This window comes from Pseudomonas sp. B707 (assembly GCF_022496685.1).
Taxonomy (GTDB): Bacteria; Pseudomonadota; Gammaproteobacteria; order Pseudomonadales; family Pseudomonadaceae; genus Aquipseudomonas; species Aquipseudomonas paraglycinae.
Map to the genome: position 1 here is coordinate 321,556 of NZ_WTVE01000031.1, position 26,429 is coordinate 347,984.

Genomic DNA, 26,429 nt, shown 5'->3' on the forward strand with positions numbered 1-26,429 from the left:
TCATTCCTTAGTCATAATTGATCTGCACCTGCGTATGAGCCGGTGCGCTGCGGTGAATCAGGCATTCCAGGGCAGAGCCCGGGTTCATGCCAAAACGTTCGCCCCAGTAACTGGCGCCATAACGACGGCCCAGCGACAGGCGCCCACCGGTGTTGAGTACCCACATGAACTGCGCCTTCCAGGTCCCGAAATGCGCCTGACCAAACCTTGAGCGCCCCATGCGGGGTGCCCGAAGTTCGGTGACGGTGGCGTCCGGATAGCCCTGGCTGCGAGCGATCTGAATGAAATACGCGGCCGTCTGTCCGCCCACCGCCAGCAATCGCCGGCGTACGGCAAGGCGTCGATCGTCGTACAGGGGCGTAGCGCCAAGGCACGGATCCGGCAGGTTCATGACCCGTTCCCAGTCCGGCACCAGCTCGCTGACGCCAGCCGGATCCATCTCGTTCAGCAGGACGATGGCGCGCGCATCCAGTCGTGCCAGCTCCGCAGCGATGCCATCGAGCACCTGGCCCAGTTCCGGCAGACGCTCCAGTTCCCAGGCCGGACCGCTGGGCAGCAAGCTGCGCAGTTGACTGCGGTATTGCTCGGCGTTCCTCAGGACAGCCATTCGCAACCTCCAAAGGTCAGCAGCTCATTGCTGGCGGCTGTCACGTCGGCTTTCGGAGAGGAGAGCGAGTGGTCGGTCTCGCCGGTTGCACTGCTGATGGCTTCGGAGATGTGGCTGAGCAACAAGGTCTCCCCCAACCCGGCTTCTCGGTTGTGCAAATCACGCAGCTGACTTTCGATCGCTGCCCGCACTGCGCTGGTATCGGGGGTGATGCGCAGCTTGTAGTTGACCAACACTTGCACCGGGGCGAGCACCCGCACATCCGCCGTCACCGGCCGCAACTGTTCGATATAGGCCTGTACTTCAGCGAGCTGCTCGTCATTGGGAATGGGCTGCGCATCGTCGTCCCGCATGACGAATACGCCGACCGTGCCCGGCCCCAGGAAGTTGCCGCGACACCATGCCCGAGTGATCCCGGGGCACTCCAGCGCCCATGTCTCGTAGTCCTGGGCCGAACCGCCGTGAGGAATGAGCCGGTAGGAGCGGATCACCCGCGAACGCAGGGACTCCAGACTTTCCCGGGCGATGCCGCCCGTCAGCCCGGGTGCCAGGACGATAAAGCTGTTACCGGCAATGCCCAGAATCGGTTGCACCGGCACCAGTGTCAGCCCGGCATCGGCATTGCCCTGGCTACCGGGATCCAGGGCTGCAATGGTCGTGCTGTTGATGCCGTTGCTGGTGGTGCGTGCGGCAGTGACCCGGTAAGTCCGGCCGTCATTCGATTGCAGCAACGTGTCGACATCCAGCACCGCCCCGGCGCTGGCACTGAAGCTGACGCTGCCGGTGGCAACCTGCGCGGATTTGCGCGGCTGGTTCAGGCGCAGGGCGGCGATCCGTTCCAGGGTCGACTCATCGGCCGTATCGGGCAGGATCTGCTCGGCGATCCAATCGAGATAGCCATACAGTCCATAGACCGCACCACCGAGGGTGCGGGCCAGGACTTGCGCATCGGACTGGCGCAGCGAATCGCCGGCCAGGTCGCTTTGGGTGCGCTTGATCAGCACCGGCAGCGAAGGGGTTTCAAACGGCATAGATCACCTGCCAACTGTTTTCGGGGTTGATGTCCAGGCGCTCGCCGTCGGCCAGGGTCAGGACCGTGCGCAGGTTCAGGCGCTGGGCGTCGAGGCGTTCGCTGATGATGTCGATGGCGCTGCAATGGCCGTCGTCGATCAGCCATTGCAAGGCTTCACGGGCGTAGAACTCGGCGTCCATCTGTGTCTGGCGGGTCAGCTTGACCCGACGCAGCAGCCACAGCCGCGAACCGATGCGGTCATTGGCCACGGTGGGAAAAGTGTCGCCCCACCAGCCGTAACGTTCCTCGTCGTCGAGGGCAACGTCGTCGGCAGCGCGGCGCCAGGTAAAAAGGCTGATCAACACCGCGCGAGTCAGCGCGGCGTGCAGGTTTTGACTGATAAACATCACTGGCCTCCCGCCGGCGCACCGGTCTGGCCGCTACCGGCCTGCACGCCGACGTGCACGTGCTTGATCTGGCTGATGCCGCCGGCCACCTGATCGCCGGTGGACAAGATCTTGCCGGTCTGGTTGATCACCGGTGTGTCGAAGTTCACGGCCGTGCTTGCACGGATGTTGAGCGTGGCGGTTTCGATGTCGATGATCCGCCCGCGCTTGAGGTGGATTTTGTCGCCCTCGTCGGTGTAGATCGCCACCTCGCCGGCCGCCAGCGATTGCAGGCGGTAACGGCGGTCAGCGACCACCAGGGCGATGGCATGAGAGCGGTCACCGCCGAGAAACGTGACGACGCCTTCGGCACCGGCCAATGGATGGCTGGTGAAACCGTAGGGTTCGAAGTGCTCCACGTCGTCGTTCACTTCACCGGCGGTGAGGCGCATTTGCAGCGATTGCAGCTTGGAGGCCGAACTGGCGAGCACGACAGTGCCGCGCGCCAGCAGGCGTGTCAGTAGGCTCATAGGGTTTCCTTGGAGGGAGGTGCCGGCTCAGGCTTTTTTCGGTGGGATCGGATTGGCGTCGAAGGTATGCGGCGGCGCCACTTGCAGGGTGGTCACCGAGCCTTGCGCCGACAACGAGTACGTGACCTTGGAAATCAGCATGTCTTCATCGAACCCGAGTACCGGATCCTTGACCTTCACCAGCGTGTTGTGGCGCCACAGATCGCCGTTGGACTGGCGCCAGCCCTGCACCTGATAGGTGGTGGTCAGCGCCCGGCCCATGCGCGTGGCGCTTTCCCACTGGGCCCGTTGCTGGGCCAGTTCGAACGTGAGTTGCGAGCCTTCGTTGATGATGGTGGTGCGTCGACGCTTGAATGTCAGATCGGTCGCACTGGATTCAACCTCGCTGACCGCCGCCCCACTCTTCTTGTCGTTGCCCTTTTGCTGGCCGATCACCCGGTATTCGGAGAACACCTGGCTGTAATCCATCGGCGCGTTGGCCGACAGGATGTTCTTGCCCAGCTCCAGCGCATCGCTGGCGCGGCCGCCGCTGCCCGGTCTGGCCAGCACCAGTCGACCTTCGGCGTCATCGGTGGAAAACACCCGGTACAGCGAGAGCAGACGATCGATCGACTGAAACACCGTTTCACCCGGGACGATCGTGTGCTTGCTCAGGCGTGCAGTCTCGGGAATCTCGTTGACCACAAACTGCGTGTATTCCCCGGCCAGGGCCTGGACGATGTTCAACAGCGATTGATCCTGCCATTGGCCGGGGATGTTTCGCGCCGCACAATCCACCAGATCCTGGGTCTTGGAACTGCCCTCGACACTCAGGCTGATCTGCCGCCCGTCATAGCTGATCGGGGATTTGAAGACGTATCCGGTGAGGACCAGATCCTTGCCGATCCGCACCTCGCACGGGTCGCCAGCCTTGATCCGCTGATCGACGGTCTGTCCCGGCCATTGCCAGGTGATATCGAGTTTGAAGGTGCGGAACTGGCGCTCCAGATCGGCGCTGATTTCCACGCTTTTCCAGCCGCCATATTCCATGTCGCCGACCGTCAGTGTGACGTGGTTGTCCATCTCGTCCATGGCTCACTCCCTGGAGACTTTCACATCGTTGGGTGAGAACACCGGATGAGCGATGCCGTTGCGCTGGGTCACTTCCGTGACCCGGGTCGCATCGGCAAATTGCTTGTAGGCCACGACCAGCGCCGGCAGGCTTTCCTGAAACGACTTGCTGACCAGTCGCACACCGGACGACGCCACAGCCTTGAGGTGCGCGATCAGCGCTTCCTTCACATCGCTGATGGCTTGATAGTGCGCGGGATCGGCCTTGTTCTGCGCCAGCTGGAGCGCCTCGACCAGCTCTTTTTGCAGCAGTTGCAGATCGTCGGTGACCGGCACTTCCTGGCGGGTAACCGGTTGAATCGCCTGTTGCGCCACCGTGGGCGTCGACGTCAGTTTCACCGGTGTCGAAGCCACCGGCATCGAGGCGACCCACTGCGCCACTTTCACGATCAGCGTGTCCTGCACCAGATCGGCCATGGCCTGCGCCGCAGCCGTGGTGTCCTTGCCGGTGGTGAGTTTCGGCGCATCAGCCTCGCGGATGGCTTCGATCTGTTGGGACACGTCGGCAATCACGCCACGATAGCCCTCCTTCGCAAACGCCTTCAGCTCCTTGATATCGCCCAGCAGCCCCTTGAACTCCGCCGCCACTTCCTTGGGCAGTTCCTTGACGGCCTTGACCAGCTCGGTGATCTCTTTGTACTGCTCGATCAGTGGCTTGAGCTGTTCCTTGATCACGTCATAGACCCCGGTGAGGCTATTGCGCAGATTGGCGATGCCGATTCGCGCAGCCTTGATCAGGGTCATGGCCTGTTCGAAACGTGCCACCGCAGAACCCAGCAAGGTGTCAGCCTTGGCCAGCAACACTTTCTGCGTGCTGACAGTGGCAGTCGGAAACGGCAGGGGCCGGTCGGGATAGAACTTCAGTGCGAAAGTCACCAGCCCGCCGTCCTGGCGGGTGTGGGTCATATCGCATTCGCCGACCTTGACCTGCAGGCGTCCCAGCCACGGATGCACCAGTTCGCCGCGGCCCTGCTCCAGCGCCTTGAGCAGCTTGTCACGCTGCTCGAGGCAATCGGGGCCGACGATGAAAGCCGTCAGGTCGTGGGTCTTGGCCTGCTGGCCGAGATCCTCGAAAAACGGCAGGTCGCGTTGCGGATATTCGTGTAATTGCCCGTTGCGGCCGACCGGGGTTTTCGCCTGATCGACCCAAAAACCGACCCCACGAAAGGACGCCGGCACCAAACGGTCACGCCAGTTCATTGGAACCTCCCATGGACAGCGAGCGATAGCCGATGCGCGAAGACAGCGCCAGGCCCGGCTGATTGGTTTGCGGTTGATCGGTACGCAGCCCGGCCGGCGCATTTTCGAAGCGCACCGTCAGGCCGCCTTCGAGTTGCGTGCGGCTGTTGGCGGCACTTTGCTGGATCAGGGCGCTGGAGGACTGTGGCAACGGACTGTTCAACCCGGCCGCCCCCGCAGGTGTCGCAGCGCTGCCGGTTACGGTTTCGAAGAATCCGGAGAAATGGCCACCCAGCAGTTCCTTGACCTGTCCGAAGATGCTCTGCAGCCTCGTCCACATATCACTGAACCAGACGATGACGGGCTCCCACTTCTGTTTGATCGAGTCCAGCGGAGACTGGCCGAAAAGGTCACCGAACACACCCTTCACCGATTGCGCATCCGTGGTCAACGATGCCCACAAACCGGAAAAGTAGCCTGACACGCCACCCCAGGCCGCCGTTGCGGACTCCACAGGCAAGACGTCGAACACTCGGCGCAAGCTGTCCTGCAACGAGGCCATGGAAGCCCCAACGACATCCCGCAGCGCCGAGAACACATCAGTGACCGGCTGCCAGGCTTCGTTGATGGTCTGGATCGGCGACCAACTGAACCGCGCCTTGAGCGACCCCACACCCGCCCCTGCGCTGGCTACCACGCCGTTGTAAAAATCACCGACCACACCACTGGCAGTGGCCAGCGCCTGGCTCAGCACTTCACGGGGCGAAAACGAGAACGAGGCCTTGAGTTTTTCGATGCCGGTCGTTGCATTGGCGACCGCACTGTCCCAGAAATCACTGACGACCGTACTGGCGGTTTTCAGCGCCTTGTCCATCACCTCGCGAGGCGAGAAAGAGAACTTCGCACTGAGTGCTTCGATACCCGCCTTCGTCCTGGCGATCGTACTGTCAAAGAAGTCACTGATGACTGTACCGGCGGTTGCCAGCGCCTTGTCCATCACCTCGCGAGGCGAGAAAGAGAACTTCGTACTGAGTGCCTCGATACCCGCCGTCGCGCTCGCCACGGTCTCGTCGAAGAACTTCGTGACGGTGTCGACGCCAGCGGAGAACAGCTCACGCGTCTCATCCCACGTTTTGCCGATCGAGGCGCCCATCGAAGCCAGCCCCTCCTTCACCGCCGTGACTCCGCTATCGAAGGCTTCACGGGTGGAAGTCCACATTTTGCTGAAGACCCCGGAAATCGAAGACCAGTTGTTGGTGATCAGGCGCGCACCAATCACAATCAGCGCCACAGCCCCGGCGATGGCCGCAGCAACCAGGCCGATCGGTGAAGCCAGGATGCCCAGCACTGCGACGAGCCCCATTGCACCGACCGTCACCACCGTGAACGCCACCGCCGCGGCAGCCAGTCCCTCGACGAGGTACGGATTGTTCGCGAGGAACTGACCAATCGAGGTGATCACCGGCGTGATAGCGGTGACGATGCTGTTGACTGCCGGCAACAGCGCCTGACCGATCTTCAGCGATACCTTGTCCAGTGCCTTGTTGAACTTCTCAAGGTTGGCCGAGGTTTCTCCGTGCACAACCTTGGGCACTTTCAGCCCCTTGTTCGCCCGGACTTTCTTCGCCAGCGCATCCTGCGCTTCGATGGCCTTCTTGATGCCGTCTTGAAACGGCTTGAGCAGGCCACCTTCGGAAATGAATCCGGCGACATCCAGCGGCTCCAGGCCGCTGTCTTCCATGCTTTTCTTGAATGCTGCGACCTTGCCGCGCAGCCCCTTCATCTCGGCCTCCATTTTCTCGGCACCCTTGAGCACCACGAGCATGTTGACCGTGACGGGGAAGTTCTGCGGGATCAGGCTCAATTGTGTATTAGCCATCACTGCACCTGCTGCATCGCATTGATCCGTTGCGCGTGCTCCAGCGATTCGCGAAGCACATCCAGTGGCCTGGCCATCATCTGTTCGGGGTCAACCTTCCAGAACCAGGCCAGGTCATAGGCGACCGAAATCAGGTCGGTGATGGTTCCGACGCCGCACTCATGAAAAAACCTGCAACGGCCCAGCTCAGCGCGTTGAGGTCAGCCAGGTCCAACTGGTTGACCGACGACGGCGGAATGCCGGCGCACACGGCGATGTATTTGGCCGCCACGTCCATGTCGAGGCTGACCTCTTCGCTCTTGTCGATCTTGTACGGCAGCGCCTTGATCGCTCGCACCTCCTGCACCGTCGGACGGCGCAGGACGAGTTCGGTCAAAGGCTCGCCGTGAGCTTCGATCGCAACTTGAAGCTTCACGGCGCCGCTCATTGCCAGGTCCCCTTGATGCCTTCGAATTTCAGTTCGATGGTGGCGTCATCGCCTTTGGAGACGGGCTCTTCGACCAGGTAGGCACCGGCCAGTACGTAGACTTTGCCGTTGCTGAATTCGCAGGTGACGGTGATATCGGTGCCTTCGATCAGCTTCTTCAGCGGGAAGTCGGCGGTGTGCAGCGCGGTCACCTTGAACGACGGCGCGACGTCGGTTTCCTTGTAGAAACCCGGCACGACGGTTTCGCGTTTGACGGCCATCAGCGGGGCTTCGCAGCCGCCATTGATAGTCAGTTGTGCACCGTCGACCTTGACGTAGCAGGTGCCTGCAATCAGTTGACCCATGGTGTTACTCCCTTCAAATAAAAAGCCCACGCAAGGTGGGCTGAAATCACAGTGTCAAACGAGCCGATCAGGCGACGTCGTCGTACTGCAGACGGAACTGGTTGAGCAATGCGAACACGCGCAGACCGTTGATGTAATCCGGCGGGAACAGCACGTTCACGCGGCTCGGGTCCTGCACGTCGCGCTCGACGATCAGGTGCTCGGCGAACAGCTCGGCGTTTTCCACGTGGCCTTCGAGTTCGAGCTTGGCGTACTGGGCGATCAGCTCACCGCGAATGGTTGCCGGCGTGACGATCGGCTGGCCGGCGCCGAAGCGGGTGCCGTCGGAGGCCAGCTTGTGGCGACCGTATTTGCTGGTGATCACGCTTTGCAGACGACGCACGATGAACGCCGACTGGTGCATGGTTTCGCTGTCCAGGTACGAGTTATCAGCCTGGCCGTAGGCGTTCTTCTGGTAGGTGGTGATCGAGCGCTGGATGCGCACGTAGCCGCCTTCGTAGTACGCGGTGGCGATGCCGTAGTTGAGCAGCGACTGACGCTCGGTCAGGGTGAAGCGCTCGCTGGCCGGGGCCGGATCGACACCCGGCAGGCTGCCGCTCTGGGTCGGACGGCTGGCGTCGGCGGAAATGAACACGGCGGTGCGCGCAGTCAATGCGGCGGCTTGCACCCAGACCGGTTGCGGAACGCCCTGCTCCAGCGCCTGAATGGTCACGTGCTGGTCGTTACGCGCCTGACCGGCTGCCACCAGAGTGCCGACGGTGCCGCGCTTGGCGCTGTACACGTGACCGAACAGTTGCTTGGCCCACGACCAGCGACCGGTGCTGTCGTCCATCACCGCTTGCCAGGTGTTGAGGGTGGCCAGGTCGGACCATGGCAGAGCGATGAACTCGAATGGCTCGTCACCCAGCGCAGCAACCGCTGCCACCTGATCCGGCACGCCGACGCCACCGATCATCGGCGTGATCGCGGTGACCAGGCCGGCCGGCGTTTCTTCGCCGTTGCTCTTGCCCAGGCGATTGAATTGCAGACTGATGTCGTTACCGCTGTCGCCAGTCCATTTGGCGTTGAGCGTTACGACACCCTCTGCGACGGTCGCGCTCACCGGCAGATCGGCGGTGGCGTTGACCTTCTGCGCCAGCGAAGTGGCCGCTTGTGCGGCGGTGGCGCCGTTGGCGATGGTGGCCTGTACGCGGACGCCGCCGACATACAGGTTGAGCACGCCAGCCTGGGTCGCGGTGCCGGTCAGGGTCACGACGCCTTTGGCGATGGCGCCGGTAGCGTTGTGCAGCGGCAGGCACCAGATCTCGCCGATCGGGTCAGCCTTGCGGAAGGTTTCGTACATGGACGCGAGCATCGAGCCCTGGCCACCAATGCTCTTGGCCAGCGCCACGCTGGAAACCAGCACCAGTTTGCCGACTTCGCCCGGAGCGATGTCGTCGTTGACCTGCGCCACGATCAGGCGACGCATGGACGAGGTCGCGCTATTGGCGGCCGAGTTGTCCATTTCGGCATAGAACAGCGGTACACGAATGTCCGCAGGGATGTTGCTGAATCCGATCGCCATTATTTGGCTCCCTTTTGTTTAGCTGTTGCGGTTTTGAGGGTGATATCGCCGTCGGCCAGACGCCGGCGCCACCAGGCGCTGTCCAGCACTTCACGGCCTTCCAGTGGCAGCAGGTCGCCTGCTTCCGGGTCCGGCACGGCACGGCCGGCAGCAGGCACTACGGTGATGCGGTTGCTCATGGGATTACGTCTCCAGAGAAAGTCAGTTCCACGCGCCCGTCAGGGCCCGGGCGTTTCAGGTTGGGGTCGGCCGGGTCGATCGCATCAACCCGCACGGTGGCCCCGGTAAAGGACGACAAACCGTCCAGTTCGCGTTCGTGCCAGCTCTCCGCAGGCTGACTTGGCAGATTGCGGCCCAGCTGGAACTCGGCAAAAAAGCGCAGCCGGTAGAACGCGCGGCTGCTGTTGATCGAGACCGTTTCGCCGCCGTCGTAAACGATGGCGCTGTAGTTGGAATCGGGTTTGAACCCCACCAGCGCACGCCACAGTTCGGCGCGCAGGTCGTGCAACAGATCCAGCGCTTTTGTGGCGTCCGTGGCATCCAGTGCCAGGATGATTTCAAAGCGGTCGCGGATCGGTTGGCTGGGGGAGTTCTGTGCGGTGTTGACGCTGGCTACGTCGGCCAGCGGTAAAACATGGGCCGAGGGCATCGGCAGATTCGGGTCGCCTTGCAGAAGCACCAGGTCGACACCTGTCGCGATATGGCCGGCAAAGCTTGGGCATTGCGCACGCAGCTGCGTGAGGATCGGGGAGATCTTCATGGGGAGCGTTCCAGGAGGTGTGAGTGGCCACAGTGAGGTGTGTGGCGGTGAGATCGGGGGATCAGTCCCTGGCTTTTGCCTCGGGATCCCGACCGGTCGCTTCGATCAGACAGCGATAGCTTTCTTCGCGCTTGCCACTGGCGGTGACCTTCTCGATCGACCAGCGACCGCGCATGAAGTCCGGCCAGGTATCGTCGAGCACCAGCAGACCTTCGGCCGCCAGCAACGGATCGCCCGGACAGGTGACCTTCAGCTTGTATTTCTCGCGCAGCATCTTGCGCACTTCGGCCTCGCCGATGGCTTTGGCTTCTTCTTCGCTGGCCAGTCTCTGGCGGATGACCTTGTAGGGTTCGGAACCGGTGACCACTTCGCGCAGTTTGCCGAGCGCACTGTCCCAAAAGGAGGTTTTGCAACCCTGATTCTGGGTTCGGGCGGTTTCTTCCAGCGTGGCGCTGATGAAGGCGTGATCGCCCGGTCGATTGTTGTGGGTGACCGACAGCCTGACGTCCGGTATGACCTGTCCCGACAGGTTTTTCACTTGCGCCGGTTTCGCCAGTACGTAGAGGTCGTTGAACGGTTTGGCCACCGCGTCGTACTTTTTCGCCAGGCGTGTGATGAAGCCCATGTCGGTTTCGTTCGACTGGTCGACATGGGCGATCCTGATCAGCGCCAGTTCGGGGTCGACGCGCGGCGAGAATCCGTGTCTCGAGACCAGCTCGCGAAACAGTCCGCCAAGGGTTGTAGGGCCATGACTGGCCGTGCGCCGTTCCTTGAATCGGGTCTCGTCCTTGCCGCTGAAAGGTGCGGCGGTCGCGACCAGCGTCAGGCGCAGCGGGAACAGCGTCGGCGTCAGTCGGGTCACCTTGAACTGGCCCTTTTCCACCAGTCCGGTCTCCAGATAGCCCACCCGCAGGCCGATGGTTCCGCCCAGGGTCGGCAAGCCTTCAAGGCCTTCCAGATCGAGCACCAGCGTCAGTTGATCGGACTCCATGCCGGCGGCATCGATGTGTTCCCAACTGATCAGGCGCTGGTTCAGCAGGTCCTTGTGGGCGCCGTAGATTTCGATCGCCGGCGTAAATCCCTGTGCCATGCAGCCTCCTTAATCCCAGGCCAGAACCGGTTTGATTGCGGCGGGCCTGCTGTCGAGTTCCGGCAGCGTCACCCAGACACCTGCCGGCAGGATCGGGCCGTGCTCGGCCAGGGTCGGGTTGAGTGTCCACAGGGCTTCTTCGGCGCTGTCATCGCTGCGACCGGTTTCGCGGTACAGCAACAGATTCACCGAGTCACCGGCCACGCTTCGTACCTTACGCATTGTTGAACTCCGACAATCCGATGACCCACTTGATCACCATCGCGGTGCCGTCATCGATGACCTCGCTCTGGTTTTCGTCGATGCTGTTGATCCGCCACAAACCCCAGTTGCGGCCAATGCCGTCAATCAACGGCAACGGTGCACGCAGTGCTTGCAGCGCACGCAGTTCATCGAGCCGTTCCATCCCCACGGCGTACATCGAGGTGCCGGAGATGGTCAGGGTTTCAGGCTTCTGCCCTGTCTGATGGGATCTGGGTTTGCTGTTGAGAATCTGCAGGTCAGTCCAGCCGCCATCGGACTTTCGCGCCAGCGTGCTGTACGCAAAATCCCGGGACAGTCCGAAGATGAAACTGCCCAGTGCCATTTGTTGTTTCATGTGGCGACTCCATCGGTCAGGGCTGCGTCACGTCGTGTGGCGAGCGGATTGGTCGGCATGATCTGGCCCAACTGGCTCATCGTTGTCTGCACCACCAGATTGGCCAGTGCCTGGGCGCTGCCCTGATCCTGACCGTTGATGTGGATGGTGGAGTTGAACGTGACAGGCTGGCTCGCGGCTGTAGAGGCTGTGGTGGCAAGCGCCGCGGGGATCGTGGAGGTCGCCGAGGTCGCGATCAGGTCTTTACTGACCTGTGCAGGAGTGCCGAGACGATCGACTTGTTTCCCTAGCTTGTCGCCCAGGGAATCACCGATGGCCCCGCCCGTCATGCTCCCCAGCCAGCCGCCGACCATGGTGCCCACACCCGGCAGAATCAACGTACCCAGTGCAGCACCGACAGCGGCACCGGCAGACGACCCCGCTAACGATGCACCCGACGACACGACGGCACGCTTATCGCCCTTCATGACGCCGGTGACCATTTCGTATCCGGCGCTGAGCAACCGCAGCGGCGGTGCCCGTCTGGCAAGCAGTCTGCCTGCCCTGGCGTAAGAACCGGACAGTGGAGCGGCCGGTGCAGAACTGACGGCTGATGAGCCTGCAAATGCCGTCATGGTTCCCGGTATGGGCGTGCCGGACATGAGGGGCAAAACGGGTCGAGTCGGCGGCGCGAGCGGTGCCGACGGTGCACTGATCCGTGGTGCCCGAGGGGTCACCCGACCGATTTTTTCACGTCCGACTCGAGCCCTGATGCTTGACTGGCGAGGCTTGAGCTTGCCGCCTGTCCCGCCACCCAGCGGTTTGCAGCAGCAACAGTCATGGCCCGCGCTATTTCCGGCGGACGTTTTCTTCGCTTTCGGGTCTTCAATATCGGCAATCAGACCGCCAAGACCGAACGGCAATTTTGAAGCGACGCCCTTGAGCAGTTTGTCGGTGAAATTGCCGAATGCCTTGGCCATCACCGCGACTACGATGGCCGACAGTCCAGCGCCCGCAAGGGCCAATGCCGTCGAGGTCTTGGGATGGGCTTCAGCCATATCGGCCACGCCATTGGTCATATTCGTCAGCGAGTCCAGCGTGCCGGTCGCATCCGGCGCCAACGCCGTGATCAGACGATTGAGACTGGCATCGAACGCGTTCCAGCTTCGCTGCGGGTCTTTGCCCGCAGGCTCGGCGCTGCGTTCAATCGCGCCGCTGTAAGCCGGTGTCAGTGGATCATTGGGCTTGAGCAATGAAATCGGCGTCTGTGCTTCACCGGGCTTGCCCATCCATTGACGCACGCCTCCTTCACCCTTGAATGGCGATGCGAGGCTGCTCTGGGCCGCTTGCGAGGACACAAGCGTCGACGTTCCTTCCAGTCTGGCCGGAGCGACCAGCGCAAATGCTTTTTGCAGGTCTTCAGGTTTCGCCAGCAGTTTGCGTACACCGTCGTCGCCACTGAAAAGTGTCTTGACCAGCGCCGCTTGCTGCTCTGCCGGTTGTTGCTTCAATGTCGCCAACGCTTTGACAAGGTTGTCCGCTACGTTTTCGGTCAGCTTGCCGGGATCAAGCCCCAACGCCTTCCACGCCGACTGCTCGGCCGCCGAGCCTTGGGTGCCTTTGCCCAGGGCTGCGCTGATGCTTTTCACCGCTGCCCCGGCCCCGGCCTTGTCGACGTCAGCGTTGAGCAACGCGGCTGACAGCGCCGCCAACTGCTCGGGCAGAATCCCCGCTGCAACGGCCGACTCGCCGGATTGCTGCACGACCGAACCGATATCGGCAGCCGTCGCATTCAGTCCGCTGTTGCCCAGTTGCTGAGTCGCATCGGCCAGCAGTTGACCTTGAGCGCGATCCAGTTTCATCGAAACTTGCCAGGCCGACAGCATTTCACCGGCCGACTTCAGGCTGATGCCGAACGCCGACGCATTGACCGCTGCATCCTGGGCAAAGTCCAGCAGCACTTGTTCCTTGTCGGCGCCCTTGAGACCGGCGCCAATCCCGGATCTGCCAGCCGCGACCTCGACCTGCACCAGATCCACGACCGTCGCCCCACTGCCGGCAACCCGTTTGTCGGTGGCCAGTTTGAGGTTGGCTTTCGACAGCGTGTCGAGGTCGCCACTCAGGCCTTGAACCTGCTTGAGCTGGGCCATGGCGGTTTCCAGGGCCATGTCCGATTGCAGGTAGGCCGGCGGCGAGCGTTGTTCAATCTCAGCCTTGAGCTTTGACTTGCTCTCGCCGCCTGCCGCCGGCGCGGCAGTTACAACTGGCACCTTGAACGATGCCATGGCCGTGTTCAGCCCCAGGACAACGGCGCCGAGTTTGATCTGTTCACGCACCAGACTGCGGATGTCCAGGCTGGCCGTGAGCAGCGCCTCTTTCAGTTCGGACAGTGGTTTGATCAGGCTGTCCGTGGCCGATCCCCCTGCCGACAAACCGGAACCTGCGCCGCCGGTTTGCGCGGCGTACATCAGCGAAAACGATGTGTCTGCCATGCCGCTCTACTCCTGTTTCACGCCAAGGCGAGTGATCGCTATGTCGTAGCGGCGCAACGCCTTTTCGGCGTCCCACTCCAGAATTTCCGCCTCACTTACCGGGTAAATGAGCGGCACGATATCGAGGATTACTTCGATGTCGCGTTCTGAAAGAAGGCCGCCGGCTGGTTTAAAAAATCGTCGATGCGCACCTGCAATTGCGTCCAGTCCGGCACGCTCAACAGGGCCAGATCGGGGATCATCAGGCCGGTGCAATGGGCGGTGATGAACTCGGCGCGTTCCTTGGCCGTTTTCAGTTTCTTCATCACTTTGGTGGCCCGCAGCGCCGGCATTTCCAGACTCAGCGAAGTCACGGTGCGGCCGGTGACGGCGAGCGGCAACAGCAGTTGCACCTGATCGGGATCATCGGACTGTTCCGCGTCTTCGACCTGGTCGAGAAAGAACGACGCCGGACGGGTCGAGAATTCGTGCACGTACTGCGCGATGGTCACGTAGTCCGGGCGCTTGAGCTGGTCGAGTTCCTTGACCGACAAGCCGGTGGCCAGCAGCGCCAGTTCGAAGAACTGGTCGTCTTCATCGTCGCCTGCGCGTTCCAGCGCTTCTTTCTGGGCGGCGTAGAACAGCGGCTTGAGCTGGATCGATTCGATCTGCGAGCCGTCGTCACCGGTGATCGGCGACAGCAGGTCATGCTTGGGTGGCATCCACGACATGAAAGGAATTCCTTGGGTGTTCTTGAAGATTCCTGTGGGCATGAACGCCCACAGGTTTTGTGCCTGATCTGCCGAAAGGCTTACGGCATCAGTACCGCACGACGGGCATCACCGAGGATGTCGACGCCGTTGAGGACGAACTTCTGGGTACGCACGTCGATGTCGATCACCGGCACGCCGTTTTCCAGGCGGTTGTAGGTGCGGCAGGAAAACTCAAGCGTCGTCAGGGCTTTGCCACCCATTTTGATTGCTTCTTCACCCATGGTTTTGAGCTTGCCGCCAATGGTGTGATAGGTGAACCAGGTGTTGCCGTCCTGATCCTGACCGGCTTCACGCACGTTCAGCAGAATGTCGTCGCCCAGTTTCACGCCCATCGCCAGCAGCACTTCAGCGCCGGTGCCTTGCAGCTTGAGCGTGGCATTCAGCGCCTTGGCGCTCTTGGCCATTTCCTCGACGATGAAGCGACCGCCCGTCATGCTTTCCATGTCGAAATCGATTTTCGGCGGAGTGAATTCCTCCACGGTCGCCGACAGCGGCAGGCCTTGCAGGGTGGCCGCGATGGCCTGTCTTACGCGGTTGGTAAACATTAGAGAACGTCCTCCAGGAACTGCTCGATGATTTCATCGCGGGCGTTGAGTTGATAAACCATGTGTTCGTTCGGCGCGTAGCGGCCGTAGTCGATGACCACGTACCAGGTGCCGTTCTTGTACTTCTCGACGCTGTTGAGTTCCGGGTGCAGGTACACGCTGCCGCCGGGAATGGTTTCGTCGGCGACCAGAGTTTGCAGCCAGTCGTTGATGCGTTTGACTTCCTGATCCATGAACGACTTGGTCAGGTTCTTGGCCATGGCTTTCTGGCCGGCCTTCACCAGCTTGCGGCTGATGGCGTCTTCCAGACCGACGTAGCTGATGAACTTGCCGGTGATCGAACGGTTGCCCAGCAGCGAGAAGCCGCCAAGGATGGTGCGGGCGTAGTAGCTGACGCCGTAGCGGTTGAGCAGATCGCCTTCGGTGGAGGTGTCGAGGATGTTGTATTCCACGACCCGCGACACGTCTTCGGCGTAGGTCACCTGGTTGCCCGGGCTTTCCCATTGTTTGACCTTGGCCAGCGCGGCGATCGCCAGACTGGATGGCGCGAGGAATACGTTTTTCTTCGCGGCTTTCGAGTACACGGCCGGCATGTTGTGCACCACCAGGCAACGGTCGAAACCCAGATCCGCACCGCCCAATTCCTGGCTGTACAACACTTGGTCAGCGACCGAGGCGTCCTTGCCGTCTAGCACCACACGGGCCTTGATGCGCTTGCCGAACGAGGCGAACTCGCTGGCCACCGCTTTAGTGCCGGTGAAGCCCGGCGCGCCGATGATGGTCAGGTCTTCCGGGACGCTGCCTAGTGCGGCCAGACCGAGCTTGCGGCCGGTGGCCGGTTCAACACCGCCGATCACGGCGTTGACGGTATCGGCCGGGGTCGCGCCCGCTTCGACGATCACCACGTACACCGGCACCTTGACCACTTTGAGGATCTGGTAAACGGCGTGGTACAGGGTGCCCTCTTCGGAACCTGTCGGATCGAGCAGCGCGTGGGTGGTGAAGCTGTTGATGCGAAACGGTGCGTTGCGCGGAATCAGCGGATCGGCTTTCGGCGCGGTGCCGACCAGACCGATGACGTTGTCGCCCAGGCCACCCATGGCCTCGGGGGATTCGGTGGCATTGACGGTAATGCCGTTGTGCTCGAAGTTCAGAACCTCAGCCATAGTCAGTCAGCCTTCTTGGCAGCGGCCTTCACGGCCTTGGTGGTAGGTGTTTTCAACTCCAGTCGACCGGCGCTGTGCAATGCGCTGGCTTCGACGTCGAGCAGATCGAGTTCCTGGCCGACGCTCGACCAGTGACCACCCCCGGTGGGGAATGGAACAAGCACGGTGTAGGTTTGGCGGGTTGCCATTTTTCGTTTCTCCATAAACGGGAAAGCCCCTCAAAGGGAGGGGCTTGGCGGGTGTTGAATGAATTGGGCGTCAAAGAAAACGCCCCGGGGTACGGGGCGTCTATTGAGTTACCTGAGCGGAGGAAGTCCCCCATGGAAACTCCTGCTGGATTTCATTGAACCTGAGTACTCCAGCGGCGCGGATAGCCTCCCAGCCAGTTTCACCCATGGCTTCCATCCGTTGCGCTTCGGCAAAAAACCGATCCGAACCTGTGATGGGGTCCGCGTATGCGCGCAGACGAAGAGACTCGATTTCCTCGCTGGTGTATTCCGCGGGTTGTCGCTCAGGCAGAGCGTGTTTGGAAATGACTCCGGCATCATCGAGTTTCCAGATACCGTCCAGCTCCTGGGTAATACGCATCCACAGACTTTCATCAATTTCGAGCGCGCCTTCGGGAATGTCGTTGACGCCACGAATCAGGCGAGAATCGAGAATGCCTGCGGCATCAAATGTCACGTACTTCATGCCATTCACCTTTAATGTCCAATCGAGAGCCAAAAGAAGTTTGTGGCTGTTTGCAATGGTGCTCCCGAAACACCGGAGCTGACGCCGACGGCTGTGAATGCGGTTTTCGAAGGCAGGCCTGAAAGCTCAATGACATCCGCCGCCCCCGAAACGTTGAACGGTGTGGATTGAACACCCAAACAGGCATTGGGGAAGCTCAACGTAAAAGGCACTGCCGTTGATACAGCGGGAATCGAGGCGTAGCCCCACTGAAGGATGAAACCACCCAACCATGTTGGAAAAACGACGTAGCCATTTGCGGCCTTGAGGATCTGAAACCCCCAACGAAGCTTTTTCGGCGTCACGATAGTCGTGTCATCCACACCTGCATCAGCCTGCACCTGAGTAGCAACTTTTGCCGTGCCTTGATTGCTTTCGGTCGCTTGCTGCGCCAGCACCGACAACGCAGCGACATCAATGCTTCCCTGATTGATCGGCGCGTTCCAGGCCTTGATGCACCACATCACTGCCAGGTTGCGTGGGCGGGTTTCTGTCGAAGTGCGTGCCACCCTCGAAGCATCGAACGACATATTGATGACACCGGTAGAGGCTGTGCCTGCGGGGAGTTGCGTCCCACCTGCCGCTGTCGCACTGAAAGCGCCGCCGACCGTGCCCGTTGCTGCAAGCTGAACACCGTTGTTCGCGGAATACTGCCCTGTGATGTTCTGAAGCGAGTCGAGTTGATAACTGCCGATTGCCCTGCCTGCATCGACACCGCGTCCGTGATCCCAACCTCGCAGGAACTCACCACGTGCTTCAGGCAACCGGAAGTTTCCGGCCCCCTCATCACCTTTGTTGTAAGTGGTGCCAAGATACGCCGCCAGATCCGGATAGGTTGCAATGCTCTGCACACTGCCATCCAGCTCAAGAAAACCAGGCGCAACGATCCCCGTCGGGAACGCCATGACGGCACCCACCGGAACGGCAGATCCAAGCCGGGAAACTTCCTTGACCAGTGCCGCTACGTCGATGTTTCCCTGATTGACCGGCGCGTTCCAGGCTTTGATGCACCACATGACGGCGATGTTGCGTGGACGCGCCTCTGAACCGCCCGCCGAGGAAGTAGTGACATTGGAACTCTGAAAGTCACGCCCTGGACCAGCCGCCAAATGACCATACGAGTAAATCGTACCAACGGCTGTATGCGTATGTGCCTTGTTGTCATCAGCCTGCCAACTGCCAATGCCACGCCCGGCATCCACCCCACGCCCATGATCCCAACCCCGCAAGAACTCCCCACGCGCTTCAGGCAAGCGGAAATTCCCGACACCCTCATCCCCTTTGTTGAACTTGCCACCCAGATAGGCGCTCAAGTCCGGGTAGGTCGCGCTGCTCTTGACGCTGTTGTCCAGCTCCAGAAAGCCCGGCGGTGGCGAGTCAACCGGGAACGCGACAATCGACCCCACCGGCAATGCCGAGGCCTTGGCAATCAGCGCCTCGACTTCAGCCTTGGTGTACGAATCCTTGATGCCGAAACCGGACAATGTGTCGGGGTTCGAGCCGCCAGTTGCGCGGCCATATTCGTCGACCGTCAGACTCTTGTAAGTCCCGGCGGCAATCCCGGTACGACCTGCCAGCATCTTGAACGTCAGCGCAGTGGTGCCGAGGGTGATCGGCGCATTGGTGGTCAGGTGCCACAGCGAATCGCCGTTGAGCGCGCCCTCTTCCACCATCACCGTCAGACCCGGGGTGACCTTGGCGCTGACGTTGGCATCATTCGCTCGAGTCCAGTCACCGTTGGCCACAATCCACAGGCCGTTGTCCTTGGCCAGGGTCTGGTTCGGCAACAGCACACGGTCACCGGCAACCACCGCCACACCGTCAATCTGCTGCGCACCGTTCAACACCACATTGGCGGTGGCGGCGACGCGCACCGATTGTTTGCCATCTAGCTTGCCGAGTTCTTCGGCGAGGTAGCTCATGACCCACGCCCGAGTGGCCTTGACCACGGTGTCATCGATCAGCAGCGTCACCAGCGCGGCATTGCTGGTCTCGAAAATCGAGCGGATGTAGAACTCTTTGCCCGAGCCGGACGTGGCCAGCACCGGCTTGAACGACTCCGGGTATTTGACAATGGCGTAGAGAATCCCGGTGTCGGTCCACAGCCCGGCTTCACGCACATACCAGCCGCCGACGTCCGGCGGAATGGTCACTTCCGCGAGCAGCCAGCTCGGATTCTTCTCGTCCTGGAACAGCGCATTGAGCGGACCGCGCCAGACTTCGCGTTTAAGCGCAGTAGCCGTCGCGGCCGGGTTGTAGACCGCGCCGCCGCCGTCGCCGACGGAAATCTGCGTCAGCTTGATCGGTACGCCCGCCGCCTTGCAGGCGGTTTCGTAGGCAATCCCTGCGTTGGTGAGCAGGGTGTAATAGTCAGCCATTCAGGCCCCCTGAGGATAAATAGTGGATGTTTCGACGGTGTATAGCGCCGCCGCCATGAAGGCCTCACCGGATGTCTCGAGCCCTTCGAGGAACACCGGATACACCGTGGTCAGCTCACCGCAGAAGGTCGCGGCGCCGATGACGTGATTGCCGAAGGCGCTGAGGCCGACAGACACCGACAGCACGTCCCGTTCGCTCTTGGCATCGGCCAGGCGTCGGTCGAGACGGGCGTCGATGGCTTCGCTGTAGGGTTGTTCGGTGAAGGCCCGCACGGAAAAGCTGTAAGGCTCGCCGGGCGGGATCTGTTCGTACCAGGCGCGGATTTCCGGCCTGAGTTGCAAACCCTTGGCGGCGTTCTCCAGCGCCTTGCGAGTGCCGGCCTGGCGCGCGGTGGGCCAAGCCAGTTCGACGGTCAGGCGTTTTTCCGCTTCCGGTGCGTCGGTGCTCCATTCGGCAACACCACGATCTGCCGCGAGATACGGCAGGAACGCGACGGGAGTTGAAGCCGGATTCATCAGTTCGGGAAACGGCGGCGCGACGCGATCAAGTAGTGCGCCGAAGCCGATGTCGAGGGCCCGTTCCAGCGCCGAGCTGTTGGCTGGCAGCAGGGTCGGACGCGGTGTCTGATCGGTCATAGCGTCTGCACCTCGACCTCGACCGCCGTGCAGTACGGTGCTTGAAACGCCGAGCACACAACGGAATCCAGAGGTTCAAGAATCTGCAATTGCACGGCGCCGGCGCTGTGCAGCGTGTAGTCGATCCAGCTCGGATCGACCCGGCCTTCCAGGCGATGGCAACTGTCGGCGTAGGCCTGCAGGTGTTGCTGCGCGGCGACCTTGGTCAGGCCCGAATCCGGACCGGAATTGATCTTCGCCACGACGCGGATTTTGTAGCGCTGAATCTCTGCGCCTTTGACCGTGACCTTGTCGGTTTCCGGACAGACGTCGGGCCGGGAAAAGTGTTGGCGCACGCCTTCAAGCAAGGTCGGGGACGGCGTACCGTCGCCCTCGCGGGCAAGCACGGTGACTTGCACTTCGCCAGGCGCCGTGCGGCGACCGTTGCCGTCCTTGACCTGCGCGGCAAGACCGTCCCGGGCGAAGGTATAAGTGACGTTCACGACACCGGCATCGGTGGATTCGACTTTTACCGTCGGACGTTCGCCCAAGGTGAACACCTCGCGGCGGTATTGCATCCGCGAACCCGCCGCCGGAGCGTGGGGCGCCAGGTAATAACGCAGCCGCGCGTCGTCGTCGCTCTCGTATATCGCCGGCACCGGCGGGAATGCCGCCGGGTCGCCCGGATCGAGCAACTGTCGCTCCAGGCCCATGTCCGCCAACCGCGCATCTAGATTGCTGCCCGTTGCCCACCACGCCAGCATCTGCTTGATCCGGGCGTTGTATTTGCGTTCATGGGTTTGCAATCGAACGCAGAAAGCCTCAAGCGCCAGTGTCAGCAGTTCGCTTTCGTTCTCCAGGCTGGCCTTGAGTTTGGCCGCGCTCTGCGGCGAACGCGCGCCGACATACTCGACGACGAACTTCTTGAACTCGGCGAGCAAGTCTTCGAAAACGTCGACGGTGATCAGCGACGGTTCGGCCAACTGGTTCTGGCCAGGGATCAACATGCTCATGTCACGACCTCGAAAGTCTGTTGGCGGTTTTTCCAGGTGCCGGCAAATCGCAACAGCAAACCCGCGCCCTGTCGGGTGGCGACGATCACGCCGGGCTGAAAATCGCTGATGCCGTTTTGCGGGTTGTAGAACGCTTGAGCTGCGTGGCTCTGGGCGAGCAACAGGATGTCGTCGCCCAGGTTTTGCCCTAGCAGCGTGGGTATCAACGAACCATAAAGGGGCCTTTTTTGCCGGGTGCCCAGCGGCGTGGTCAGGGCTCGTGTCGCGCGCTGCACGAATTGCAGCCAGTCGTCGACCGTGGCCCCGCTGTCTCTATCGATTCCGATCATGGGAAGCTCTTGATTCAGGGGCTGATGACGCGACCCTGGTGATCCACCAGCGGGCCGCTGAAATGCACGCCCGAGGCGTCGATGGTCAGCCCGACAGCACCCAGTTGCAGGTTGATCAACTGGGGCGTCATCGCCAGCCGCGCGGGGCCGATGCTCAGCTCAAGCGATTCGCGAGAACCGTTGAAAGCTGCCGGACCGTTTTGCCAGTGCAGGGTGTGCGTGGCGTCGTCGTAGCCGCTTTCGCTGCCGTCCTGATGGACGCGACGAGTCAACGTCGGCACCGTCGAGGTAGGCGGAAAGCGGTCGCTGTTCAGGCCGAACAACGCCACGCTCTGCGCACCGCTTTCGCCACTGCCGTAGTTGAACAGCAGACACTGTTCGCCCACCGTCGGGATCCGCGACTCGCTCTGCGCGCCGGCGCTGGGGTTGAAGAATTTGATGGCCGGCGTCAGCAGACCACCGTGGCTGACTCGGCAAGTGTTGCTGCCCGCATCAACCTCCTGACAGATGCCGATGCGGCAATAACTCTCGGCACGCCGGTGCAGGTCTTCAATCTCCGCTTCCATTTCCGCCAGGCGCTCGATGATCGGTGCCATGTGCATTCGCAGTAATGCGTCGAACATCGATCAGGCCTCCAGCGAGGTGTATTGGTCGGGATCGTCGATGTCGCTGACTTCCCAGGTGCGGGCGAATTTCGGTGTGCCGAGCGGGTCGTCCAGCAGGGTCGGGCCCAGGTAGAGGGTCTGGTTGAACGACAGCGTCCAGGCTTTGTTTGGCTGATCGGCGTGGACGAGCAATGACGGCATTCCATCGATGTTCATCGGCAGATCGCATTGCTCGCCGGGCAAGCCCCAGCGGTTGTCGGTGATCAGGTTCTTCAGCGCGGCGATCAGATCACAGGCGGCAAATGCCGTGGCGGACAGCGCCGGAATGACTTGCAGCGACAGCGTCAGCACATGGGCAATCCGTCCGTTGGCGGCGCGCTCTCCCGATGCATTGCGTTCGATATCGATCAACACCCAGGCCTTGTCGCCGGGGGCCGTGAAGTCATCGTGATTACCGACCTGCACGTTCAGATCGGAGCTGTTGCGCAAGGCTGTCGCCATCGCCGTGAACAACTGCGAAGGCTGCTGGATCGGTGTGGGCATGCTTGACCTCCTTTTTCTGATGTCCACGCGAAGTCCTGCCGCACGGCGTGCAGCGAGACAGGAAAGTGAATGGGTTATTGCGGGTCGCGCGGCGGAACTTCGCAGACGCCGATGCGCTTGGCAGCCCAGCGTTCGTAAAGGCCGATGGCGACGTCGGCACCGGCCATTGCAGTGAGGCAACCAAATGCCCCGGCGGCCCAGATCGACATGCCGGCGGCGTACAGCAGCATGATTGCCGACACGCCGCAGATCATGCAGGCACCGGAGCGCAAGGCAAGCCGCCGCAGCAGCGGCCAGCCGCGGGCGCCCTCCTTGTCGGCGCGCCACATTTCGCCGGACACCCCGCCCGCCACGGCAAGGAGGATGACCAGCCAGATTGGCATGTCCAGCAACGCTTGTTGCTCGTTTGTCATGTCACGCCTCCTGAAAGCGTTGATGAATGAAGAGAAAGTGAAGAGGCGACACCGGACGGGTGTCGCCTCTGATGCGGGGAAGAACAGCGACAGGTTCCGCGCATGCAGCAGTTACAGGCGCTCGACAATGACGTTGTCGATGAAGGCGTAGTTGGCGTACGGGTTCTGCTCGTTGGAAAACGCCAGAGTTGTCTGCGCGGTAATCGCGGTGAACTCGTAAGTGACGGTGCTCCACTCGACCGCGACGCCTTTGGCTGTCGGTGTGTTGAACGTAGCGGTTTGCCCGGCCACTTTCACCTGAATGACACCGTCGCCGGAGCGGCTGGCAAATCGGGAGTTGCCGGCACTGAAAGTCAGACGGTACTTGGCGCCCGGAGTGGTCGCGAAATTCTGCTGAATCCCGCCACCGTTGCCATAAACGTAGTTGGCCAGGTCGACGATCATCACGCCATCTGCTGCCACAGAACCGCCGATGGCATTGGGCATGTTGAAGTATTCGGCACCGGACAGGAACGTCGTCCAGCCTGTGATGGCATTGGTTTTTGCCGGGGTGTCCAGAATGCAGCCACCACCGCATGTCGATTGTTCAAAGCTGCCGTTCACCAGGAGGTTGGCGGCAATTGCGCTGCCGCCATTGCCCAGCAGTGCAACAGCGAGAAACGGTGCTACGTATTTCTTGAGAATGTTCATGTCTTTACCTATGAGGAGATTGATCAGGTTGTGCTGACGATGCAGCACGCATGTCGCTCACAGGCGATCGCTCGGGGCTCGCGGCCTTCACATGATTCAACGTTCCGCAGCGGGAACATTTGATCTGGAGTTCTGTGTACTCGCCCACCCGGGCGAGCAGTCTTTTGCAATGGCCGCAGCGGCACTCTTTCAACATCGACAAATCCTTTTGATTCTCTGCGTGGCCTTGCTCATGCCGCGAAACCTTGTTGAAGCGCCTGCCTCAGGCAGGCATTCCAGAAAGCCCGGCGCAGGGGCCGGGCTTTTCGGTCATACAGACCAGAACAATCGGGTCGTCGATTCAAACCAGCGAAAAAGGCTCTGTCGGCCAAATCATGGTGTACGGGTAACCCGGTTGATTCCTGTAATCGCACACGGCGATGACGTATTGCTTGTAAGCCAGCAACGCCGCTTCTTCCTCCGGCGTTGCGATGCCCAGATCCTGCTTGTAATCCAGCGGGTTGAACGTCAGCCAACCTTTGGCATTCGATAGCTTCTCAGTGGCGAGGAACTTGACCTGGCTTGCCACCTCTTCGAAAGTGGGTGCATGCAACTCCCACTGGTTGTTGACCAGTCGGGCATTCCATCCGACCACGACTTCCGTGTTTCCTGTGGCATCCACCCACAGCCCCCCCAATCCGTCAGGAAAGCTGACCGGCATCCCTTCGTCGGTATCAACCACCCGATAAACCTTGGAATTGGGCATCGTGATGAAAACGTATCGATTCATTCTTATCGTCCTTTTTGATTGCCGGAATCCCGGCATTTCCGTTCCTGCCGGACAGGCAATCCAGAAAGCCCGGCTATACGCCGGGTCATTCAGTCATGCGGTCCTTATGCAGAGTCATGAAACGGTGATTTATGGAACTTCAGGCCAGGTGATTGCCAGCGGGTAACCTGGCTGTTTGTTGACGTTGCTCATATCAACGAAAAACTGCTTGTAAGCCTGCAACCCCGCGATATCGGCAGGCGTCGCCAGACCCAGCTCAACCTTCTGCTCCAGGGCGGTAGCCAGCAGAGTGGCGTTGACTCGATCAAATCGGCGGGAGCGTTCGGCGCGCAGCTGCATCGACAACTGCGATGGCTGACCCCACATATCGCTGTCGGTAAAGGTCCAGACGCCATCGGTATTCACCGCGTTCCAGGAGTAGTCGATCTTTGGCAATGCGGTGACATCCACCCAGACTTGACTCGCCGGAAAATCGTCGGTGATCGGGTTGTTGGTTTCGAAGATGTTGTCGACTTTGCCATCCACAACACGCACGTACTTCTTCATGGTCATCATCCTTTTTGATTGCCGGCCTCCCGGCATTTCTGTTTCTGCCCAGAAGGCATTCCAAAAAGCCCGGCAATCCGCCGGGCTTTTCAGTAATGCACTCCTTTGCCTTCCTTCAATCCTGTGTTCGTGAAGGAAGCTGACTTTTCGGCGCTACTGGCGCGGTACGAGTCCATTCAAATTGTTTTTCCGACCGCGGTCCCTGCCCGCCGGATAACTGCTTCTGGTGCTTTACGCTGCACACCCGGGTCAGTTGCCAACCCTCTGAACCGTTGAGGCCGGTTCATCGCTGCCTGTTCTTGTGGAACTAAAGAGCTGTTGTTGCCAGCCGCTTTGTCGAGCGGCTTGGTGGCAAGAATATGCATGGATGCATATACAGTCAATGCGTAAATGCATTTATTTATGCACGAGAAATGCGCGGATGCATGGAAGCCCCGCCAATCAAGGGTTGCCCGGTTTTCTACAGGCGAAAAAAAACCCGCCGAGGCGGGTTTTGTCAGAAAGAAATCAGGTTACCGGGCGTACATGCCCCACCAGAAGACGTGACCGAGGATGACGATCTGCTCTTCCTGCATATCCTGGAAGCTGTAGTCCTCGTCCGGATGTTCATCGCGGTTGAAGCTGCGCAGACGGATACCGGTAGGCAGGCGATAGAGCTGTTTCACCCGAAGTTGACCGTTGTGGTTGATGGCGTAGAGGTCGCCATCGATGATGTCGCCGATCCCGCACTTGCCGGCGTTGACCCCGACCGTGGCGCCGTCGCGCAGCACCGGCAACATGCTGTTGCCGCGTACCGTCACGCATTTGGCCTGATCGAACTGCACACCGTTATGGCGCAGGCTGCGCTTGCCGAAGCGCAGGCTGGAGCGTTCGCTCTCTTCGATGACGAATCTTCCTGATCCAGCAGCCAATTCAACCTCGCGAAGAAAGGGCACCGACACCTCATCGTCATCGACGGGGGTGTCGTCGTCCCACAGGCTTATGTCCTTGAGTTCAGAATGCAACTCGTCGCGTCCGCCGTTGGCGGCAGGCGCAACATCCGCGCGCCCGCGCAACTGATCGGTGCTCACGGCGAAGTACTCGGCGATCTTCGAGATATGTTTATCCGAAGGATCGACGATCTTCCCGCTGAGAATCCGCGAGAGCGTGGATTGAGGCACGCCGGTGCGACGGTGGAGCTCCGTGGGGGAGATCCCGTGCTGGTCGAGCAGTGCTCTTAAGACGGTAGATACGTTGCGTTTTTGCATAACGCGCATAGTGCTTGAAGTTTTTCGGGAAGACAAATGCTGATTTGCATAAATCGTGCATAGTCGACCTTTTTACCACCGATGCATGTCACCCGACCGCGATGCCTGCGTCCGACAGACCGCCCATGG

General features: G+C 61.0%; 33 protein-coding genes. All 33 read right to left on the minus strand.

Going from position 1 to position 26,429, the window contains the following annotated elements:
* Positions 1-7: 7 nt before the first annotated feature.
* Positions 8-607, minus strand: a complete 600-nt coding sequence (locus GQX66_RS20525) for a putative phage tail protein (RefSeq protein ID WP_085748149.1) — start codon at positions 605-607, stop codon at positions 8-10.
* The gene (locus GQX66_RS20530; RefSeq protein ID WP_240870969.1) at positions 595-1,638 is read right to left on the minus strand and encodes a baseplate J/gp47 family protein; all 1,044 of its coding nucleotides are present in this window, start codon (positions 1,636-1,638) and stop codon (positions 595-597) included. The genes GQX66_RS20525 and GQX66_RS20530 overlap by 13 nt, the downstream gene beginning before the upstream one ends.
* On the minus strand, positions 1,628-2,026 hold the full coding sequence (locus GQX66_RS20535) for a phage GP46 family protein (RefSeq protein WP_240870972.1): 399 nt from the start codon (positions 2,024-2,026) through the stop codon (positions 1,628-1,630). The genes GQX66_RS20530 and GQX66_RS20535 overlap by 11 nt, the downstream gene beginning before the upstream one ends.
* Positions 2,026-2,535 (minus strand): phage baseplate assembly protein V, encoded by a 510-nt coding sequence (locus GQX66_RS20540; protein ID WP_236188130.1) that lies wholly within the window; start codon positions 2,533-2,535, stop codon positions 2,026-2,028. The genes GQX66_RS20535 and GQX66_RS20540 overlap by 1 nt, the downstream gene beginning before the upstream one ends.
* Positions 2,536-2,562: 27 nt before the next feature.
* Positions 2,563-3,606 (minus strand): phage baseplate assembly protein, encoded by a 1,044-nt coding sequence (locus tag GQX66_RS20545; RefSeq protein WP_102717220.1) that lies wholly within the window; start codon positions 3,604-3,606, stop codon positions 2,563-2,565.
* Positions 3,607-3,609: 3 nt separating this feature from the next.
* Positions 3,610-4,845, minus strand: a complete 1,236-nt coding sequence (locus GQX66_RS20550) for a DNA circularization N-terminal domain-containing protein (protein ID WP_240870982.1) — start codon at positions 4,843-4,845, stop codon at positions 3,610-3,612.
* Positions 4,832-6,703, minus strand: coding sequence for a hypothetical protein (locus tag GQX66_RS20555; protein ID WP_240870996.1), 1,872 nt, complete (start codon positions 6,701-6,703; stop codon positions 4,832-4,834). The genes GQX66_RS20550 and GQX66_RS20555 overlap by 14 nt, the downstream gene beginning before the upstream one ends.
* A gap of 130 nt (positions 6,704-6,833) precedes the next feature.
* On the minus strand, positions 6,834-7,130 hold the full coding sequence (locus tag GQX66_RS20560; protein WP_085748142.1) for a phage tail assembly protein: 297 nt from the start codon (positions 7,128-7,130) through the stop codon (positions 6,834-6,836).
* Positions 7,127-7,474, minus strand: a complete 348-nt coding sequence (locus GQX66_RS20565; RefSeq protein ID WP_085697365.1) for a phage tail tube protein — start codon at positions 7,472-7,474, stop codon at positions 7,127-7,129. The genes GQX66_RS20560 and GQX66_RS20565 overlap by 4 nt, the downstream gene beginning before the upstream one ends.
* 67 nt (positions 7,475-7,541) lie before the next feature.
* Complete coding sequence (locus tag GQX66_RS20570; protein ID WP_085748141.1) at positions 7,542-9,038, minus strand: phage tail sheath subtilisin-like domain-containing protein; 1,497 nt, start codon at positions 9,036-9,038, stop codon at positions 7,542-7,544.
* Positions 9,038-9,217, minus strand: a complete 180-nt coding sequence (locus GQX66_RS20575; protein WP_007954893.1) for a DUF2635 domain-containing protein — start codon at positions 9,215-9,217, stop codon at positions 9,038-9,040. The genes GQX66_RS20570 and GQX66_RS20575 overlap by 1 nt, the downstream gene beginning before the upstream one ends.
* Positions 9,214-9,798, minus strand: coding sequence for a hypothetical protein (locus tag GQX66_RS20580; protein ID WP_240870998.1), 585 nt, complete (start codon positions 9,796-9,798; stop codon positions 9,214-9,216). Before GQX66_RS20580 ends, GQX66_RS20575 begins: the two co-directional genes overlap by 4 nt.
* 61 nt (positions 9,799-9,859) lie before the next feature.
* A complete protein-coding gene (locus GQX66_RS20585) occupies positions 9,860-10,888 on the minus strand; it encodes a phage late control D family protein (RefSeq protein ID WP_240871002.1) in 1,029 nt (342 codons plus the stop codon).
* Positions 10,889-10,897: 9 nt separating this feature from the next.
* Entirely contained in the window at positions 10,898-11,110 is a 213-nt protein-coding gene (locus GQX66_RS20590; RefSeq protein ID WP_085605268.1) for a tail protein X, read from the minus strand.
* A complete protein-coding gene (locus GQX66_RS20595) occupies positions 11,103-11,486 on the minus strand; it encodes a phage tail protein (protein WP_240871004.1) in 384 nt (127 codons plus the stop codon). Before GQX66_RS20595 ends, GQX66_RS20590 begins: the two co-directional genes overlap by 8 nt.
* On the minus strand, positions 11,483-13,957 hold the full coding sequence (locus GQX66_RS20600) for a phage tail tape measure protein (protein ID WP_102686572.1): 2,475 nt from the start codon (positions 13,955-13,957) through the stop codon (positions 11,483-11,485). Before GQX66_RS20600 ends, GQX66_RS20595 begins: the two co-directional genes overlap by 4 nt.
* A 128-nt stretch (positions 13,958-14,085) precedes the next feature.
* A complete protein-coding gene (locus GQX66_RS20605; RefSeq protein ID WP_102686571.1) occupies positions 14,086-14,667 on the minus strand; it encodes a phage tail assembly protein in 582 nt (193 codons plus the stop codon).
* Positions 14,668-14,747: 80 nt separating this feature from the next.
* On the minus strand, positions 14,748-15,254 hold the full coding sequence (locus tag GQX66_RS20610; RefSeq protein WP_102686570.1) for a phage major tail tube protein: 507 nt from the start codon (positions 15,252-15,254) through the stop codon (positions 14,748-14,750).
* Complete coding sequence (locus GQX66_RS20615) at positions 15,254-16,420, minus strand: phage tail protein (protein ID WP_074691321.1); 1,167 nt, start codon at positions 16,418-16,420, stop codon at positions 15,254-15,256. The genes GQX66_RS20610 and GQX66_RS20615 overlap by 1 nt, the downstream gene beginning before the upstream one ends.
* A gap of 2 nt (positions 16,421-16,422) precedes the next feature.
* Positions 16,423-16,608 (minus strand): hypothetical protein, encoded by a 186-nt coding sequence (locus GQX66_RS20620; protein ID WP_039771239.1) that lies wholly within the window; start codon positions 16,606-16,608, stop codon positions 16,423-16,425.
* A 100-nt stretch (positions 16,609-16,708) separates the two neighbouring features.
* Positions 16,709-17,113, minus strand: coding sequence for a hypothetical protein (locus GQX66_RS20625; RefSeq protein ID WP_129973407.1), 405 nt, complete (start codon positions 17,111-17,113; stop codon positions 16,709-16,711).
* An 11-nt stretch (positions 17,114-17,124) separates the two neighbouring features.
* Entirely contained in the window at positions 17,125-19,530 is a 2,406-nt protein-coding gene (locus GQX66_RS20630; protein WP_129973408.1) for a phage tail protein, read from the minus strand.
* A complete protein-coding gene (locus GQX66_RS20635) occupies positions 19,531-20,166 on the minus strand; it encodes a phage tail protein I (protein WP_129973409.1) in 636 nt (211 codons plus the stop codon).
* The gene (locus GQX66_RS20640; RefSeq protein ID WP_240871021.1) at positions 20,163-21,158 is read right to left on the minus strand and encodes a baseplate J/gp47 family protein; all 996 of its coding nucleotides are present in this window, start codon (positions 21,156-21,158) and stop codon (positions 20,163-20,165) included. The genes GQX66_RS20635 and GQX66_RS20640 overlap by 4 nt, the downstream gene beginning before the upstream one ends.
* Positions 21,155-21,487, minus strand: a complete 333-nt coding sequence (locus GQX66_RS20645) for a phage baseplate protein (RefSeq protein ID WP_085683341.1) — start codon at positions 21,485-21,487, stop codon at positions 21,155-21,157. The genes GQX66_RS20640 and GQX66_RS20645 overlap by 4 nt, the downstream gene beginning before the upstream one ends.
* Before the next feature lie 14 nt (positions 21,488-21,501).
* Positions 21,502-22,110 (minus strand): phage baseplate assembly protein V, encoded by a 609-nt coding sequence (locus tag GQX66_RS20650; protein WP_129973411.1) that lies wholly within the window; start codon positions 22,108-22,110, stop codon positions 21,502-21,504.
* Between the two features lie 3 nt (positions 22,111-22,113).
* Positions 22,114-22,635: a hypothetical protein gene (locus GQX66_RS20655; protein ID WP_102686564.1), complete on the minus strand. Its 522-nt coding sequence runs from the start codon at positions 22,633-22,635 to the stop codon at positions 22,114-22,116.
* A 74-nt stretch (positions 22,636-22,709) separates the two neighbouring features.
* Complete coding sequence (locus GQX66_RS20660) at positions 22,710-23,048, minus strand: phage holin family protein (protein ID WP_007954843.1); 339 nt, start codon at positions 23,046-23,048, stop codon at positions 22,710-22,712.
* A gap of 111 nt (positions 23,049-23,159) precedes the next feature.
* Positions 23,160-23,738, minus strand: coding sequence for a DUF642 domain-containing protein (locus GQX66_RS20665; protein WP_085748128.1), 579 nt, complete (start codon positions 23,736-23,738; stop codon positions 23,160-23,162).
* A gap of 4 nt (positions 23,739-23,742) precedes the next feature.
* Entirely contained in the window at positions 23,743-23,934 is a 192-nt protein-coding gene (locus GQX66_RS20670) for a Com family DNA-binding transcriptional regulator (RefSeq protein ID WP_085748127.1), read from the minus strand.
* A 144-nt stretch (positions 23,935-24,078) separates the two neighbouring features.
* A complete protein-coding gene (locus tag GQX66_RS20675; protein ID WP_085748126.1) occupies positions 24,079-24,507 on the minus strand; it encodes a tail fiber assembly protein in 429 nt (142 codons plus the stop codon).
* Positions 24,508-24,636: 129 nt separating this feature from the next.
* On the minus strand, positions 24,637-25,053 hold the full coding sequence (locus GQX66_RS20680; RefSeq protein ID WP_085748125.1) for a tail fiber assembly protein: 417 nt from the start codon (positions 25,051-25,053) through the stop codon (positions 24,637-24,639).
* Positions 25,054-25,565: 512 nt separating this feature from the next.
* Entirely contained in the window at positions 25,566-26,300 is a 735-nt protein-coding gene (locus tag GQX66_RS20685; protein WP_085666844.1) for an XRE family transcriptional regulator, read from the minus strand.
* Positions 26,301-26,429 lie beyond the last annotated feature (129 nt).

What these genes read in the sequence shown, in the direction of transcription:
- GQX66_RS20540 (WP_236188130.1), bottom strand. Translation starts at nt 2,535, where the DNA reads ATGAGCCTACTGACACGCCTGCTGGCGCGCGGCACTGTCGTGCTCGCC.
- GQX66_RS20640 (WP_240871021.1), bottom strand. Translation starts at nt 21,158, where the DNA reads ATGAGCATGTTGATCCCTGGCCAGAACCAGTTGGCCGAACCGTCGCTG.
- GQX66_RS20565 (WP_085697365.1), bottom strand. Translation starts at nt 7,474, where the DNA reads ATGGGTCAACTGATTGCAGGCACCTGCTACGTCAAGGTCGACGGTGCA.
- GQX66_RS20625 (WP_129973407.1), bottom strand. Translation starts at nt 17,113, where the DNA reads ATGAAGTACGTGACATTTGATGCCGCAGGCATTCTCGATTCTCGCCTG.
- GQX66_RS20630 (WP_129973408.1), bottom strand. Translation starts at nt 19,530, where the DNA reads ATGGCTGACTATTACACCCTGCTCACCAACGCAGGGATTGCCTACGAA.
- GQX66_RS20550 (WP_240870982.1), bottom strand. Translation starts at nt 4,845, where the DNA reads ATGAACTGGCGTGACCGTTTGGTGCCGGCGTCCTTTCGTGGGGTCGGT.
- GQX66_RS20610 (WP_102686570.1), bottom strand. Translation starts at nt 15,254, where the DNA reads ATGTTTACCAACCGCGTAAGACAGGCCATCGCGGCCACCCTGCAAGGC.
- GQX66_RS20580 (WP_240870998.1), bottom strand. Translation starts at nt 9,798, where the DNA reads ATGAAGATCTCCCCGATCCTCACGCAGCTGCGTGCGCAATGCCCAAGC.
- GQX66_RS20605 (WP_102686571.1), bottom strand. Translation starts at nt 14,667, where the DNA reads ATGTCGTGGATGCCACCCAAGCATGACCTGCTGTCGCCGATCACCGGT.
- GQX66_RS20545 (WP_102717220.1), bottom strand. Translation starts at nt 3,606, where the DNA reads ATGGACGAGATGGACAACCACGTCACACTGACGGTCGGCGACATGGAA.
- GQX66_RS20570 (WP_085748141.1), bottom strand. Translation starts at nt 9,038, where the DNA reads ATGGCGATCGGATTCAGCAACATCCCTGCGGACATTCGTGTACCGCTG.
- GQX66_RS20575 (WP_007954893.1), bottom strand. Translation starts at nt 9,217, where the DNA reads ATGAGCAACCGCATCACCGTAGTGCCTGCTGCCGGCCGTGCCGTGCCG.
- GQX66_RS20665 (WP_085748128.1), bottom strand. Translation starts at nt 23,738, where the DNA reads ATGAACATTCTCAAGAAATACGTAGCACCGTTTCTCGCTGTTGCACTG.
- GQX66_RS20685 (WP_085666844.1), bottom strand. Translation starts at nt 26,300, where the DNA reads ATGCAAAAACGCAACGTATCTACCGTCTTAAGAGCACTGCTCGACCAG.
- GQX66_RS20525 (WP_085748149.1), bottom strand. Translation starts at nt 607, where the DNA reads ATGGCTGTCCTGAGGAACGCCGAGCAATACCGCAGTCAACTGCGCAGC.
- GQX66_RS20675 (WP_085748126.1), bottom strand. Translation starts at nt 24,507, where the DNA reads ATGAATCGATACGTTTTCATCACGATGCCCAATTCCAAGGTTTATCGG.
- GQX66_RS20615 (WP_074691321.1), bottom strand. Translation starts at nt 16,420, where the DNA reads ATGGCTGAGGTTCTGAACTTCGAGCACAACGGCATTACCGTCAATGCC.
- GQX66_RS20555 (WP_240870996.1), bottom strand. Translation starts at nt 6,703, where the DNA reads ATGGCTAATACACAATTGAGCCTGATCCCGCAGAACTTCCCCGTCACG.
- GQX66_RS20650 (WP_129973411.1), bottom strand. Translation starts at nt 22,110, where the DNA reads ATGTTCGACGCATTACTGCGAATGCACATGGCACCGATCATCGAGCGC.
- GQX66_RS20680 (WP_085748125.1), bottom strand. Translation starts at nt 25,053, where the DNA reads ATGAAGAAGTACGTGCGTGTTGTGGATGGCAAAGTCGACAACATCTTC.
- GQX66_RS20535 (WP_240870972.1), bottom strand. Translation starts at nt 2,026, where the DNA reads ATGTTTATCAGTCAAAACCTGCACGCCGCGCTGACTCGCGCGGTGTTG.
- GQX66_RS20530 (WP_240870969.1), bottom strand. Translation starts at nt 1,638, where the DNA reads ATGCCGTTTGAAACCCCTTCGCTGCCGGTGCTGATCAAGCGCACCCAA.
- GQX66_RS20635 (WP_129973409.1), bottom strand. Translation starts at nt 20,166, where the DNA reads ATGACCGATCAGACACCGCGTCCGACCCTGCTGCCAGCCAACAGCTCG.
- GQX66_RS20585 (WP_240871002.1), bottom strand. Translation starts at nt 10,888, where the DNA reads ATGGCACAGGGATTTACGCCGGCGATCGAAATCTACGGCGCCCACAAG.
- GQX66_RS20645 (WP_085683341.1), bottom strand. Translation starts at nt 21,487, where the DNA reads ATGATCGGAATCGATAGAGACAGCGGGGCCACGGTCGACGACTGGCTG.
- GQX66_RS20620 (WP_039771239.1), bottom strand. Translation starts at nt 16,608, where the DNA reads ATGGCAACCCGCCAAACCTACACCGTGCTTGTTCCATTCCCCACCGGG.
- GQX66_RS20595 (WP_240871004.1), bottom strand. Translation starts at nt 11,486, where the DNA reads ATGAAACAACAAATGGCACTGGGCAGTTTCATCTTCGGACTGTCCCGG.
- GQX66_RS20655 (WP_102686564.1), bottom strand. Translation starts at nt 22,635, where the DNA reads ATGCCCACACCGATCCAGCAGCCTTCGCAGTTGTTCACGGCGATGGCG.
- GQX66_RS20660 (WP_007954843.1), bottom strand. Translation starts at nt 23,048, where the DNA reads ATGACAAACGAGCAACAAGCGTTGCTGGACATGCCAATCTGGCTGGTC.
- GQX66_RS20590 (WP_085605268.1), bottom strand. Translation starts at nt 11,110, where the DNA reads ATGCGTAAGGTACGAAGCGTGGCCGGTGACTCGGTGAATCTGTTGCTG.
- GQX66_RS20600 (WP_102686572.1), bottom strand. Translation starts at nt 13,957, where the DNA reads ATGGCAGACACATCGTTTTCGCTGATGTACGCCGCGCAAACCGGCGGC.
- GQX66_RS20670 (WP_085748127.1), bottom strand. Translation starts at nt 23,934, where the DNA reads ATGTTGAAAGAGTGCCGCTGCGGCCATTGCAAAAGACTGCTCGCCCGG.
- GQX66_RS20560 (WP_085748142.1), bottom strand. Translation starts at nt 7,130, where the DNA reads ATGAGCGGCGCCGTGAAGCTTCAAGTTGCGATCGAAGCTCACGGCGAG.